Annotated in this window: 11 protein-coding genes; all 11 read right to left on the bottom strand. The window is 42.1% G+C overall.

What is annotated here, in order from left to right:
- Window positions 1-196: 196 nt before the first annotated feature.
- Window positions 197-790 carry a YdeI/OmpD-associated family protein gene (locus AC0YOD_RS00295; protein ID WP_475798315.1) on the bottom strand — a complete coding sequence of 198 codons (594 nt, stop codon included), beginning with the start codon at window positions 788-790 and terminating at the stop codon, window positions 197-199.
- Window positions 791-1,087: 297 nt separating this feature from the next.
- Entirely contained in the window at window positions 1,088-2,101 is a 1,014-nt protein-coding gene (locus AC0YOD_RS00290; protein ID WP_475797265.1) for a glycoside hydrolase family protein, read from the bottom strand.
- A gap of 13 nt (window positions 2,102-2,114) precedes the next feature.
- Window positions 2,115-3,950: a beta-galactosidase gene (locus AC0YOD_RS00285; protein ID WP_475797264.1), complete on the bottom strand. Its 1,836-nt coding sequence runs from the start codon at window positions 3,948-3,950 to the stop codon at window positions 2,115-2,117.
- A gap of 44 nt (window positions 3,951-3,994) precedes the next feature.
- Entirely contained in the window at window positions 3,995-5,236 is a 1,242-nt protein-coding gene (locus AC0YOD_RS00280) for an alpha-L-fucosidase (protein ID WP_475797263.1), read from the bottom strand.
- 135 nt (window positions 5,237-5,371) lie between these two features.
- On the bottom strand, window positions 5,372-6,757 hold the full coding sequence (locus tag AC0YOD_RS00275) for an ABC transporter substrate-binding protein (RefSeq protein ID WP_475797262.1): 1,386 nt from the start codon (window positions 6,755-6,757) through the stop codon (window positions 5,372-5,374).
- 122 nt (window positions 6,758-6,879) lie between these two features.
- On the bottom strand, window positions 6,880-7,668 hold the full coding sequence (locus AC0YOD_RS00270; RefSeq protein WP_475798314.1) for a carbohydrate ABC transporter permease: 789 nt from the start codon (window positions 7,666-7,668) through the stop codon (window positions 6,880-6,882).
- A gap of 69 nt (window positions 7,669-7,737) precedes the next feature.
- Window positions 7,738-8,670, bottom strand: coding sequence for a carbohydrate ABC transporter permease (locus AC0YOD_RS00265; protein WP_475797261.1), 933 nt, complete (start codon window positions 8,668-8,670; stop codon window positions 7,738-7,740).
- A gap of 221 nt (window positions 8,671-8,891) precedes the next feature.
- A complete protein-coding gene (locus AC0YOD_RS00260; RefSeq protein ID WP_475798313.1) occupies window positions 8,892-10,487 on the bottom strand; it encodes a response regulator transcription factor in 1,596 nt (531 codons plus the stop codon).
- Between the two features lie 7 nt (window positions 10,488-10,494).
- Window positions 10,495-12,210, bottom strand: a complete 1,716-nt coding sequence (locus tag AC0YOD_RS00255; protein ID WP_475797260.1) for a sensor histidine kinase — start codon at window positions 12,208-12,210, stop codon at window positions 10,495-10,497.
- 85 nt (window positions 12,211-12,295) lie between these two features.
- Window positions 12,296-14,458, bottom strand: a complete 2,163-nt coding sequence (locus AC0YOD_RS00250) for an alginate lyase family protein (RefSeq protein ID WP_475797259.1) — start codon at window positions 14,456-14,458, stop codon at window positions 12,296-12,298.
- Entirely contained in the window at window positions 14,445-15,572 is a 1,128-nt protein-coding gene (locus AC0YOD_RS00245) for a glycoside hydrolase family 88 protein (RefSeq protein WP_475797258.1), read from the bottom strand. The genes AC0YOD_RS00250 and AC0YOD_RS00245 overlap by 14 nt, the downstream gene beginning before the upstream one ends.
- Window positions 15,573-15,628 lie beyond the last annotated feature (56 nt).

Genomic DNA, 15,628 nt, shown 5'->3' with positions numbered 1-15,628 from the left:
AATCCCTTACAAGAAATTTTTGCCTATTCCCCTGAGGTGGGACAGTATTAATAAATAAGCCCATGTACAGTTACATGGGCTTCAGGTATGGAATTGATCGTTATTTTAAGTCGTGAGTGATCTGATTCGCTAATCATGATACATAAATCCCCCTACCAGTTGGTAGGGGGATTTATGTCTTATGTTAATACACGCCCTAATCATTTAGTCCTTTTCCACCCAGAATTTTCTGCATATTTTTTTCAACCCTTGACTCTCGGGTTTTGGATTGTTTGGGCTCAGAAAAATGCAGGATATATGCTCTTTGCCTTCCTGGCGTCAATGCTTCGAATGCAGTTTTCAAGTCAGGAATTTCTTCTAATTTAATTTGAAATTCTTCAGGAATAATGTATTCTGTATTCTTTTTTAAAACCACTTCCAAACCAGCTTTTTCAACTTCAATAGCTTCATAAACATAGGCTTTCAAGATGGTTTCCATTTCAATTATTTCTTGAATATTGGTGAACCGAATCTGGCGCGCCGCCTGTACATTCTCCGTTTGTTGAACAAGGATGCCATGGGCATCTTTTAACAAGGCACCTTTGTGAAACAGAAGCGCACAGTATTCTTTAAATCCATGTATTAAAACTACATTTTTATTCTGAAACGTGTAACAAGGATGCATCCACTTATATTCCTCGGTCAGCTCACAGTCAAGAAGAATACTTCTCAACTTCTCAGATTCTTCCTTCCACTTTTTGGCCCTACTTAAATATGCATCAACCTTAGGATTCGTTATGCTATTTGTCATCAAGGAACATCCCTCTTCATCATCATCATCATCATATTGTGTTTTCAAAATAAGCAGCTTATTTTCAAATTCACTTGACTCTTGCTTAGCTTGCCCGCTGTTGCGCCTGATCCATGTACCAGCGTCTCATAGGTTCAATTGTACTGTTTTTTTATGAATTGTACAGTTTGGTAGAGTAAGGCTATTATCATCGAGTTATGACTAGGGGATCAAAAAAACAGGACACCCCCAAATCAAATAGATTTTGGAGACATCCTGTTTCTTACCTACCCATAAAGTTTGTCGTTGTGAAAGAGCTCAATTACTGAGAGGAATCGCCATGTTCCAAGTATTCTTGGCATCCCCAAACCCCTGCTCCCCATCCGAAACGGCTCCAAATAAATGAGTCAGTCTGCCGTCCTGGAACAGTAAAAATGGCCGTTCGAAGTTGCCGAGCGTTCTCATATTGCCATCATCCATTTCGATGGTACGAGAATAGGCAAGCGGTTTCTCATAAATTTCCCAAGACAGACCGTCCTTAGAATGAGCGTGCACTCCCCCATATTTTTCACCGCATAGCGTTCCATCCATATCCTTCGCGATTAATTCATAGTGATCCCCGTTCTTCCAAATAAACGGATCTTCTATGTGGAAGTTCTCAGGTGGAAAAATGGGATCCTCGCTCAGCGCATGGTAGGGTCCCTCGTAGCGGTCAGCGAATGCAGCGCCAATCGTCATTTTTCCATGCTGGTTACCTTCGTACCTTCTAGCTTTGTAAATGAGCAGTACAGAGCCGTTGTCATGAACGCAAGGTGCAGGATTCGATGTAAGGAAGCTGTCGAATTTCCCGGGACGTGCTGGCAAAATCGGCGTGTCCAGCCTTTTCCATGGACCAAAGACACTCCTTGAGGTCGCAAGACCAATCCGTTTGTTAGCGCGTCCGACAATGCACCTAGGATCTTCCAATCCGTATCCATCGCCCAGCATAGGCTCTGGAAGCGGATGTGTAGAGCCCATATAGTACAATAAATAATGATCTTCGTATTTCACAATCTGCGGATTATGAGTGCTGCGGCCATCCCAATATTCCGCCCCTCTTGCAGGAAGCACAACCTCTTGGAAAGCATATGGGCCTTCCGGTGTATCGGATATTGCTCTCACGATTTCCGAAGCCGCTATCCAGCCCGGGTGCATGGGCAGCGTTTTGGGCCAACGCGAAGCAAACATATGGAAACTCCCATCCTCACCTTTTACTACCGACCCGCACCATACCCAGTATCCGTCCATACGGAAACCACCGTTTACCGGCGCAGGCAATTTTTTATAAAACATGAGAAGTCCCTCCCTATTCGCGTTCTTCCTGAGCTTCTTCATTAACAAAGTTCAGCACCGACTCGTCCATCGCTTCCGCAGCGCCGAGATCAGGCTGATCCGATAACGTAACGACAGGCCCTTCTACTTCTGGAATACCTTCCAGCTCGAAAAATATGATTTCGTTTAAGCCTTTGCGAAGCAGCGGCCCCGGCACGTACAGCGCACGCTGAGGACCTGCTTCCCAATAGCGTCCCAAGTTAAAACCGTTAATCCACGCAACGCCTTTCTTCCAGCCATCGAACCGGAGAAAGGTGTCGCTGGCCGTCTCTGCCTCGAAATATCCGCGATAGAACGCTGGACCGCGATCCCTCTCCAAAGTTGGTTTTTGCATAGTCTCATAGGACACTTTGTTCATCATGCTGTCATCCATCGGAAGGAGATAGATGGTCCAGTTATACAGGAATTGATTGTCGATACGCACGCCTTCTGTAATGCCCTTCGTATCGCGCAGCTGCGGACCGTAATTGATTCGTCCCATATTTTCCACAAGAATGTCCAGTCTTGCCCCTCCGGGAGGCACTTCAATATCTATCGGCTTCGGATTCCAGCGCTCAACGACCCCCAGCGGCTTGCCGTCTAGGAACACCTGAGCTCGATCCCTTACCTCCTGAATATGCAGCTTCTGCCCCAACCTCGGTCCTTGCAGCCATGTTGAATAAAGAATAAACCCATAAGATTGTCCAAGCTTCTCCATCGGCTCGATCCATGCATTCTCCTTGGGTTTCGAAATGCCATCCAACTGAGGAAAGAGCTCCCCTCGCTCCGACAATTGGACTTTGCCGTAAGCCCGTTTCGGCTTCGGCTCGGGCAAGGGACAACCCGGTTTGAATCCATGCTTCTCCATAACGGCACGAATAGCCTCATATTTTGGGGTCACATCGCCCCATTCCGTAAGCGGTGCATCATAGTCGTAGCTTGTTACCGTCGGTTCATAAGCCTTAATATGATTAGCGCCGCTGTAGAACCCGAAATTTGTTCCGCCATGGAACATATAGAAATTAACGGATGCCCCCTTTGCTAGCATCTCGTCCAATACTCCTGCAACATCCGAGCCATCGCGAACATGATGAGGCTCCATCCAATGATCGAACCAGCCATTCCAAAACTCCATGCACATAAGCGGCTCCGACGGACGATACTCCCGGAATTTACTGAACGATTCAGCAACACGTGATCCAAAATTGACCGTTGCATGAACGTCCTCAATCGTCCCTCCGAGCAGCATCTCGTCAGTAGGTCCGTCAGAAGTGAAGAGCAGCACATCTATCCCTCTTTGTACTAACCCATTACGAATATATTGCAAATAGGATGTATCATTGCCGTAGCTTCCATATTCATTTTCCACCTGAACCGCCAGAATCGGCCCACTATTTGTAGAGAGCAGGGGAACAAGCTTAGGAATTAATACATCGTAATACCGATCTACCTTCGTTAAATAGGTCTTATCCGAGCAACGAAGCTGAATATCACTTTCTTTCAAAAGCCATGCTGGCAATCCACCGAATTCCCACTCCGCACAAATAAAAGGACTAGGTCGAACAATGACATGCAAGTCCAGCTGTCCCGCAAGCTCAATAAACTGGACGATGTCAGCCATTCCTTCAAATTGAAATTGGCCTTCCTGTGGCTCATGCACATTCCAGGCAATGTACGTTTCCACCGTATTAAACCCGCATGCCTTCAATTTCTGCAACCGATCCATCCAATACTCTGGCACAACACGGAAATAGTGTATGGCACCCGACATGATACGATAAGGCTTCCCGTGCAAGTAGTACTGCCCACCTCTTATCTCCAATTGACTCATGTTCCCTCTCCTATCCTTAGCAGTTTCCATAGTTAGCAACGAACCTATTTACTATTAAATACGGCAAATCGTCGTATAATTGGACGTTCTACTGACCCGAGCACACTTAAACGTATCCTATCAGTGGAAATCGGTTTAAACTGATCTATTTTTTTATGCCCAATCGCGCTCCCACGGATAATTTCTATCCATTCATTGCCGGATTGAACCTCAATTCTATAGTCCTGCACTCGTTCTCCATAAGCAATGTCTTCCATTGTGATAATATGGTCGATAGTAAGATTCTCAGGCAGCTCAAGCTCTATAACCTCTCCCTCACCAGACATCTCGGCTAGTGAATGATCAAATCTGCGACGAACTTCGTTCCCGAAAGCAATAACGCGATATACATCTGCCTCCGGCATAAGTCCCCGGTTATCTGGCGTTACGTTCAGAAGCAGTGTTGCACCATGGCCAACCGACCGATAGTAGATATCCATTAATTGCTCCAAGGAAAGCAGCAGATGCTCCTCATCTGGATGCCAGAACCATCGATCCTTACGAATAGGCACATCACATTCTGCCGGTACCCAGCGAGGTGTCCCAGGCAACCATTTCAGAGACCCTTCACTAAACATGCTCACCCGAGCAGATTCTGCTGTGTTCCAGCAAGGATAAGGGGCAAGACCATCTTCATTGCCTACCCAGCGTATCGTCGGTGCTCCCATATTAAATACCATGGCATCCGGCTGATGCTGCTTGATCAGGTTCATAATTCGTTTCCAATCATACTCTCTTCCTTCTGAGCCCGCTCCATCGAACCAGATCTCAACGAGTGGACCATAACCTGTTAGCAATTCCTCCAGCTGACTAGCGTAGAATTGATCATACGCCTCTGGATTGGAATAACATGGTTCATGTCTATCCCAAGGAGACAAATATAGACCAAAGCCAATTCCTTCTTCAAGGCAAGCATCTGCACAATCCCTTACGATATCTCCTTTGCCATCTCTCCAAGGACTAGAGGCAACCGAATAATCTGTCGTTGAGGTCGGCCAAAGACAGAAGCCGTCATGATGCTTTGCCGTAAGCACGAAGTACCGGAATCCTGCATCCTTCGCCGTACGCACCCACTGGCGAGCATCAAGTTCAACCGGATTAAACAGGGAGGGCGAGTCATTCCCATCGCCCCATTCCTGATCGCAAAACGTATTCATTCCAAAATGACAGAACATTCCTAGTTCAAGATCCTGCCAACGAAGTTGCTGCTCTGTTGGAACTGATAATGATGATGATAAATTAGTCATGCTAAATCTCCCTTTCCTTACACTCCGTTTTCTAATGCATAAGCTCCCACTAATCCGTCACGAGAAAAAGGAGCTTTGCAGCAGCCATGTCTAGACTGCTCAAAGCTCCTCAATTCTTGTTTCATTTCACTCGTCTTATTTCGTTTCCTTCTCATCTATGATTCTCGTCGCTTCTTTTACCATCCATGCTTGTACATCATCAATGGAATCACTGCTAAGCATAAATTTACTAAATCCATCACCTATAACTTTGCTTAAATCAGCAGTACTTGTAGTTACAACTTGAGAAGCATCCAAATATTTTATTTCAGAACCAAACAATGTGTTTTTAAGAGATTCCACATCATATTTATCGGCGTTTTTACCGATCAAACGATCAAGAACCGCATTTTGGTCTGATTTTTTCCATCCTGAGAACTCATTTCTTGATTCCGAATCAGTCGTTGTCATGAACCGCATTAATTTGAATGACTCTTCTTTATGCTTGGAAGTCGCTCCCATTACGAGATGTCCTCCACCTACAAAATATTTGCCGCCATCATAATCTTTTGGTTGCGCATTCGCAGGAGGAAGCGGAACTGGAGCAAATGCCGTCTTGAAATCATGCGGATATTGTTCTGTATTTCCTGGGTCTGGAATCATGAAGCTTCCAGAAAGAATCATAGCAGCACTCTCACTGAAGAATTCAGTACGATAGTTAAGCTTGGATGCAAGGACATCCGCATAAGGTTTAGCCGATTTATCAACCTTCTCCATGTCTTTGCGCAGCTGGAAGAAGTATTTATAGGTTGGATCAGACAAGATAGTCGTCCCATCATCATAACGGAAAGGATCTTTCATCACCGTTTGCGCTGGAGCATTCATATACAATTCCCACGTATGGAAGTAGGAACCGTACTGTTTATCTACTCCTTCTCCTTTGGTCAACTTCTTGGAATATTCGCGGAAGTCATCCCATGTCCAACCATATGTCGGCACTGGTAAGCCCGCTTCATCTAAGGCATCCTTATTTAGTAGGATAAACTGGTAGCCAGTTGACATCTGCATACCATAAGTCTTGTCATCGATTTTTGGATTAACAAAATATTCTTCCTCAGGAACGAGATTATTAGCCGTATAGTATTCATTCAACGGAGCTAGCGCACCTCTAGTTGCTCTTTCGATAACCGCTGACGAGCTCGGGACGTTAACGACGTCGACCGCTTCACCCGATGAAATTAGAAAATCAAGTTTTTTTAACATTTCCAAAGAATTACCAGGAACAAGAATGACATGCTCAACTTTAATACCTGGATTCTCTTTCTCAAATTCCTTCAGCATGGCTTTCGTACCAACCTCTTGAGCTGCACTATCAAAATTATAATACTTAATGGTTACCTGCTTGTCCGCTGCACCCTCAGACTCCGTAGCGTTTGTGTTTTTAGGTGAATTAGAATTACCGCCACATGCGCTTAGAACCGCAAAAACAGCTAACAAAAGACAGATAGAAACTAAGAACTTGCGTTTGCCCTTTTGATTCATTTTTTTTGCCCCCTATTAATAGATAACTTCGCTTCTTTCATCATCAGTATAAAGACTGAATGATCCACATAAGAGTATAATTTTGAGGTAAAAAGATTACTTTTTTGACTTTTTTTTAAATATCATCCTTTAACGCCGCCAAGTGCAATTCCGTTTATAACTTGTTTCTGCAATATAATAAAAATAATTAATAATGGGATAATGGCTGACAAGGAGGCCATCATCATAATGGCATCATTAGTCGTATAATCATCCCGGAATAGGCTCATACCCAGCGGGATCGTATATAGATCCTTTGATTGCAAGAAAATAAGCGGGTTCTGATAATCATTCCATGACCATATGAACTTTATAATAGCAACAGTAGCAAGTACCGGTTTGCACAGCGGAATGATAATGGAGCGGAATATTCTTAAATGGCCTGCACCATCTATTCTCGCAGCTTCCATATACTCATCGCTAATGCCCGCCATAAACTGACGAAGTAGGAATGTGAAATAAATAGAAAACATCCCCATAAAAATCAGTGATAAGTGGCTATCATAAATGCCTAGCCAGCGAACCAGCATAAACCGCGGAATTAAAGTGGCCTGATCCGGTATAATCATGAACGAAATCAGAGCCGTAAATACAAGACCTCTCCCTCTAAAGCGGAGTTTTGTGAAAGAAAAAGCTGCCATAGTGGAAAAGAGCAATGTGAGACAAGTTACAATTACAGCTATTTTAATCGAGTTGAAATAAATATGAAGAAAGTTTACATTTCCCATCCAAACAGCTTTAAAATTGTACACCACATTAATATTTTTAGGAATCCATTCAATGGGAAATCGCATAACATCCTTTTCAAATTTAAAAGCTGATGAAATCATCCATATAAATGGAACTAAAAAGAATATAGATAACGCACCCATTAAAATGGTAGTGATTATTTTTGAAATATTTTTTCTAATGATAAGCAAGATGATCCCTCCTCCTTATACTCATTCTTCATTTTTAAATTTCCAAGTAACCGCCGTAATGACAGCAATAATAGCAAATAACAGCCAAGAAATAGAAGCAGCGTATCCCATGTTATAATTCACGAATCCTTCTTCATAAATCCGGAACACAATTACTGTAGAAGAATTATCTGGTCCACCTGCAGTCAAATAAGAGATAATATCAAATACTTTAAAAGATCCAATTAACATCGTAATAAACAAGAAGAAAGTCGTCGGACGAAGCAAAGGAATCGTAATTTTGAAGAACTTGGTCATTGAAGTCGCTCCGTCAATTTCTGCAGCTTCATATAGTTCATTCGAGATACTTGTAAGACCGGCCATATAAATAATAATCGTATAGCCAAGTCCTGCCCAAGAAGTGATAATCGCAATTGCGATAAGAGAGGTTTTCGGATCCACAAGCCACTTAGGTGGATTGGAAATTCCTAGATCCATCAGGAACTGGTTAATCGGCCCCAATGAAGGGTGGAATAAGGCACTCCATACGGCTGCTACAGCAATAATGGATGAGATGTAGGGAATGAAAAAGACAACCTTAAAGTAGTCCTTCCAAAACACTTTGTTGTGAATGAGAACAGCTAGTACCAGTGATATGGCAATAGGAACGGGTACCGTTAGCACGGTATAAAGCAGATTGTTTTTCAACGCTTTAATAATGGTTGGATCATGAAACATTTTAATATAATTGTCGATACCGTTAAACTTAATTCCCCCGAGACCTGATAACAAGTCCCACGAAGTAAAGCTCAAATAAAGAGAAAACCCAAGTGCAAATACATTCAGCAATAACATACCTATGATTTCTGGGGCAAGAAACAACCAGCCGATCAAAGCTTCTTTCCGCCTCGGAGTCCAAAATTTTCTTGGCTTCTGTAGAATTTCAGGGTTTGTGATTGGTTTAGCAGCTTCCATTTCGTATCACCTCAACATTTATTAAGTTGATACTAATGATAATAGAAATCCACAGCCTATGAACGATAGATTATGACTTCGTAGGAGCAATATTTTGACTTTCCAAGTCGCTTAAATGCATGGAAAACACAGCCTACGGGTTATTAACCATAGGAACGATAAATAACCTGTACCCCGCTAGTATCGGAGGACAGGTTACTAAAATTATGACTGCAGACCATTCATCTTACATAGGTGTTAATCGTATAATTTGCTTTGTATTCACTGGGAGTCATGCCTATATACTTCTTGAACACTTTTGAAAAATAGGTTCTGTCCGAATAGCCAAGTCCCATAGCTAAAGATTCAATGCTTTGATTAGACGTTTTCAACATTTTTGCAGCAATTTTCATTTTATACTGGTGAACAAAATCCGTGAAATTAACACCCGTCAACCGTTTAAAGTAGCGTGAAAAGTAGCTTGAATTCAGATATAAATAACGTGCCATATCAATGGAGGTAATGTTTTCGGATAAATTTTTATCTAGATATTGTTGAATGACTTGCAATTTCGGTTCTTGGATAACAGGTTCTATTCCCTTCTGCCGGTTTGTCGCAATGTGAATAAGCTTTCTCTCAATCAGTCCCTTAACATCTTGTAAGGTTCTTGCAGAAGACAGGTAGATATAAATTCCCTCATCCGACTTCCATCTTGAGAACATCAAATCAATACTACGAATGAGTGTGGATAAATCCTGAACCAACTCACTTGGCTCCACTCTATTCTCTAGTGCATTCTCTCCTATATGAGCGACGATATTATGGATACTATCAAAGTCGCCTTTCATAATAGCACGCTCAATATCTGATTTATAAGAATCTAGAAATCCTAGCGGATAGGATAAAAACATGTTCTGTAAGAAGATATTCATATTCGTAACCGTAAGCTCATTACTCTTGTAAAACTCATTTTTATACTGAACCACCTGTTGATAGATGGACCCAATTGATTGCAGTTCCATTTTATCGGTCACGGTGACAATACTAAGTTGTAATTTCAGAAATTGAAGACAAAGAGCCTGCAGCTCCTGCATATATTTTTGAAAATTAGGATAGGCATTATTCGCGAGATTATTTCGGTAATTATACAAAATCACTAAGTTCTCTTTTTCCAAAAATGGTGTTATTCCATCATAAGAAGCAGACAGCTCCACTGCGATATTGTGGATGGCATAGAAAATCAATGAAATATTGTTCTGAACGTAGAGCGATTCGTAAGTTGAAAAATGGATATGGACAACCCCCATCATAAACCAGGGATATCCCCATGAGATACCTAGCTGAGCTGCGTACCCCACAGTTGATGTGGGATTAACACCATCAATTACTCTTTGAAACAAGCCTTGTTTGAAAAGCTCACTGTTATAGTTCGATACTTCATTGTCGATCCTCGTTACTTTCATTTTGAGCAGTTGTATGGATTTCCCTAAACTTTGCTCAAGCTGCTCCGCCGTTAATTGATCTTTAAGAAGATAATCATCCGCATTCAGCTTTATTGCCTGCTGTGCATAATGAAAATCCTCATGACAAGTCAAAAAAATGACTCTAATATCTGGTTTCATCTGACGGAAAATAGCTGCAAGCTCGATGCCGCTTTTTTGCGGCAATCCAATATCAGTGATGACGATATCAGGCGATGTTTCTTCAAACATATGCAATGCCTTTGCACTTGAATAGGTAGCCCCCACTACATGCAGCTGGAGTGACTCCCAATCTAACATTTGCTGCAAAAGTCGAATCATAGGGACATCATCATCAATTAACATGACTTTATACATCACCGTTTCACCCCTCCGAAGTATAAACATGTCGATCAATTACAGGAAGATGAAGGAAGGCTGTTACCCCTCCCTGTGCATTTTGATAAAGAGCTAGTGTCGCAGTTGGACCGAATGTTAATCTTGATCTTTGGATCACATTAATTAAGCCGACCCTTTGATAAGAAGAGGTCTGCTCCGAACCGACAGACTGCAGATGATGATTCAATTCCGCTAAATTTTCTTCCTCTATTCCACTTCCATTATCTTCAATTTCAATAACAATTCCATTCTCTACTCTTCTTGCTTGAATCGAAATTTTGGCAGCAGGATTGTCTACCAAACCATGTACGATAGCATTTTCAATTAATGGCTGCAACATCAATTTAGGAATCAATAATTGCTCGAGCTCCGGTTCAAGTTCAACCTCCAACTCAAGCCTCATCTCCGTTCGTATCTTCATAATATCGATGTAATGCCCCAGCAGCACGCACTCTTCCTTCAATGTAGTCCGTTCATTTACCTTCAAATAGGCTCTCAACAAGCTCATTAATGAATCGATGCTTTTGCTGTGCTGAAGATCCTTCTGCAAGATGAGGCTGCATTTGATAGAGTTCAAGGTATTAATTAGAAAGTGTGGCCTAATCTGCATAAACAAAGCCTCAAGCTCCATCACTCTCTTCAGTTCCTGTTCATGCTCAATAGCATTAATGAGCCCTTTGAGTTGATCCATCATCGTGTTTAAGGAGTGACCAAGCTCGGCGATATCATCTTTACCTTTCACCTCAAGCTTTACATCAAGGTTTCCCATACCAAATTGTCGAACCGCACGCTGTAACTTTTGAATTGGCCGGTGCAGTCTCCTTGCAATAAACATAGAAGATATGGAAAAAATAATAAAGAGGAGAATAACGCCGCCAATACCCATATAAAAGGTTCTTGAAATTTTCCCCGTAAAGGTTTCTTTATTCGCTTCATAAACAAGCGTCCAGTCCGTTTTATCCAACGTGACTTCAGAACGTAGAGTATCCCTTTTCGCTGCTGAATCATGCCACTGGAGATCCGTGCTTCCAGCAATAAGATTTCCCCCTGCATCAAAAAGTGCTACTTTACCAAACTCAACTGGCTTCAGAACTTTTTCAAAGTATGATTCTGAAATACCAATAATCAGAACCGATAGATAGCGTTTATCATCATTATCATGAATCACTCTCGCCATATAATAGGTCCCTTCCTTATCGGACTCGTCTTTTACCATACCGAGCCATTGAAGGGTTTCCGGCCTGTTGAGATTAACTTTTTCATATAAATCATCTAGGTTTCTCTTAACTAAATTCAAATCATCCTCATTAGAAGAAATGATAAAGCCTTTTCGATTAACCAGATACATGCGAATGTTATTATTTAAGGGTTTGGATGTAATGAGTGAAAATACTCCCCTTATATTCGTGAAATTTGTGTAATCAGCATACGTATTCAATCGATCTGTATCCGCGAACTTTTTCAAATCTGACCGGACACTCGTATCATTAACAATAAAATGTGAGGCAAACGTAACATCATCAATCGTTTTTCCAATTTCTTCGATAATGACATTCAAGAAGTTATCATTGCTTAACTGAAGCTTCTCAACCATTGTCTCTTTAATGAGAACAAAGGAGATTACCGATACGGTAATGATAGGTACAATAATAAATAGGAGAAATGATATCTGTATTTTTTGATAATAGCTCAACCTAGACATATTTTACCGTGCCTCTTTCAAGTTGCTTTTATTACTATTGTAGCAGGGTAGCTTATCGCCTGTATTTGCATTTCATCAATTGGCATTATTTTATAACTGTAATCTCTTTGATCTCATTCTTTATGGAAATTAACACCACTTCACCGAAAATTTGTGTGCCGTCAACCATGTAAGAGTCAATATGAAGGGAAGGACACCTATGACATACAACAATGATATATGCCTCTGTTGATTGCGGAATCACGATCCGGCATGCTTCTACGCTGCTGTCATCTGCCAACTCACCAGTATAAAGGTAGACTGGCACTTTTTCAACGATAGGCAGGATCGTATCCCCGGCACGTAAAGGGTAAAGAACCTGCATCATAGATGTCGTACCTGATCCAGTCCTCTCGTAGCTCACATATTGGTTAGGCTCCACCAGATTATATTCATAAGAAATAATCCCCTCACTCTGTTCAGCCTTCAATCCAGCAGCCTGGATAGGAATAATACAAAGATTTGCTTCATTCTCATTTGTCGTACGACAAACACCAGTCTCCTGTGATAAGCTCAATTCTCCCGGAGCAAAATGGAAAAACTGCTTAAAGGTATGTTCATTCTGACTCATAAAGCAATCAACCAGAAGCCAAAAATATGGTTTCACAAAGATGATTTTTCTATTGGGGTAGACCGGATCATCCAGATGAATATATCCATTATGACTCCCGCTAACATAATCATAATCCGGCTCGGAAATCCACTCGGTGCCTGTTCTTGAAGCTATTCTCCCAAATTGCCATGTATCGATAATTTCTGTGAATTCAGTATCATCAACTACCGTTGTATTATGGGAGCTGCAATGCTTTAGCTTCTTCCGCAGCGGTGTATGATCCGAGTAATTATATCTTCCCAGATCCGTAAGCAGCTCCTTACCGTACGCATGAATATCTATATGAAGCATATCGGCATGTCCATGTCCTCCTCCAAGAGGACCACAGCGAAAATACATATATAATGCTTGTTCATCCCAGCCAGATCGCATCACATAATGCCCTGAATGTTCAAACGCATAAGATAGCAGAGGCGGTATTTGAGCAGGGCATTCCTCGTAATAACGAATACCTTCTAGTCCGAAATTCCATGCTTGATCAAAATCAATTCTGTCGTATCCAGCGAACCGAAACATGGGATCCTTGAATAAGATCGCAGCAGCCGTCATTATCGAACGAATATCATTATTATCGCTATCACCAAGCATCACCTGTCTATGATCCGGTTTTGCCCAGTAGAGGGAGGCAGCAGCCAAACTCTTTACCGAGCTAGTAAAACCAGACTCCATTGTCATTTCATTATTTCGAGCAAGAATCATGATATCTAGGAAGCAGTTTAGCACCTCATGATGATAAGTAGGGGACTGCTCCCAATGAATGCCGTCCTTCATCACTTGTAGTCGAGACGTTTCTCTCAGCCTCTCAACGGTTAACTGCTGCCAGTAAAGTGTTCGTTTAAATTCCGGCATGAATACCGACACTTGGAATAATCCACTGGTTTCAAGAACTCCCCAATTGCTAATGTTTTTCCAGCCTGTGAATGAAGAGGATAAATACTCAGCATGCTCATAGAGGGAGACTAGCATCTTTGCGAATAGACGCGGCGTTATAGCCGGACTTTCTATTAAATAAGGCAGCGTCTTGATCCAATTACTACAGCGCAATCCCGCTTCGATAGAGCGCCAAGTTAACGTACTCGCAGTCTGCGCAAAAGGAACAGGATTTCGATCTATCCAATCTTCTAATTGTAGACTAAAGGTATTGGCATATTTCTCATCTCCGGTTAGCTGATAGGCTTGTCCAAGCGCAATCCAGTACCGATGTCGATTGAGCATGTAAGGCCATTCCACATCACTGTCCGGAATATGATTCCAATCTATTAGACCATCAAAGCTGACAGGAACGCGGGTACGCTCCATATCCCACTGGAAACGGAATAGGAAGATTTGGGATACCACCTCATCCGCAGTTTGCATCACTTCCTGCAATTCTTCTGAACCATGTACACTTACATAATCGGTAATCTCTGCTATTTCTCTCTTATGCAGATACATCCTTGGTGATGTACGGTCTATAAAATATTGCTTTAATACCGTAAATGCATCCTCAAGCCGATTCTGAAGGACGGCTTTCTTTACCTCTTCTAACCCCTGATAATCTAGATTTAATAGGTTAAATATGCTCTCTTCATAATGAGATTGGTTATTTACGTTCATACCAATAACCTCCCATACCCTTCTCAAGCCTCATAAGCGCTTCCAGATAGAAATAATCCCCCCAGATCATATAATCATCTGGTGACAATCCTCCATGCACATAATACGATCCATGCTTAAGCAGTCCCTCTGCGTCTTCTTCTCCGATGGTAGCGTATCCCTGAACGAGTGAGGTCATCGATTTCTCAAGTTTTTCTTGGAAATAGAGACGTTCAGGATCTTGTTCCTCCATGTGGGATATAAGCTCTAATAAACCCGCAGCCACAATCGCAGAAGCCGAACTGTCTCTGAACGTATCTTTCCCTACAGGAGCATTAAAATCCCAGTAAGCTACATGGTCATCTGGCAAATGTTCAAGGAAATAACGAGCTAGGCGCTTTGAGGTTTCGAGGAACTTGAGATCCTTCGTGTAGCGATAAGAGAGCGCGAATCCATATACACCCCAAGCTTGCCCTCTTGTCCAAGTTGATCCATTCGTATAACCTTGATGCGTCGCTCCTCCGATTGGTTCACCTGTTTCCGGATTAAAGAAGAACGTGTGATAGGAGCTGTCATCCCCTCTTACTAGGTACCGCCTTGATTTTTCTGCTTGTGCAAGAGCTGCCTCCCAATAGGATGGATTTCCCGTCTGTTCGCTCGCCCAATACAACAAGGGAAGGTTTAACAGACAATCGATTATGATCCGGCCGCCCTCTTTAACATCTCCCTTTTGCCCCCATGCTTGAATATAGCCGCCAGGTTCACACCACCGATTCATAAGCAAATCAGCTGCTTGCAGCGTTAACTGACGGGCTGAATCATCCTTTTCCACAATCCATTGTGCTTTGGAGGACAGAGAGTATAAAAAACCGATGTCATGATGATCGAGCACAACGTGATCTTTCAATCGTTTATGAAAGCTTGTAACCGACTTTTCCGCAGCATCTCGAAACCGTTCGTCTTTTGAATATTCATAGCATAACCAAAGCATCCCGCTCCAGAAGCCATTGGTCCAATCATTATTTTCATTCAATTCATATTTTCCATTGCTGCTAACATGAGGAAATTCATCCTCGAATCTCACTATATTTTTTAGCGTCTTTGCAATAGCATCTTCAATAGCTGTTTTCCACATGATGCTAGACCCCCTTCAATTATCATTTTCTTATTTAAACCCAATCATAGCGAAAG

This window comes from Paenibacillus sp. J31P13 (assembly GCF_056269295.1).
This window is presented reverse-complemented; position numbering and strand designations above follow the sequence as displayed.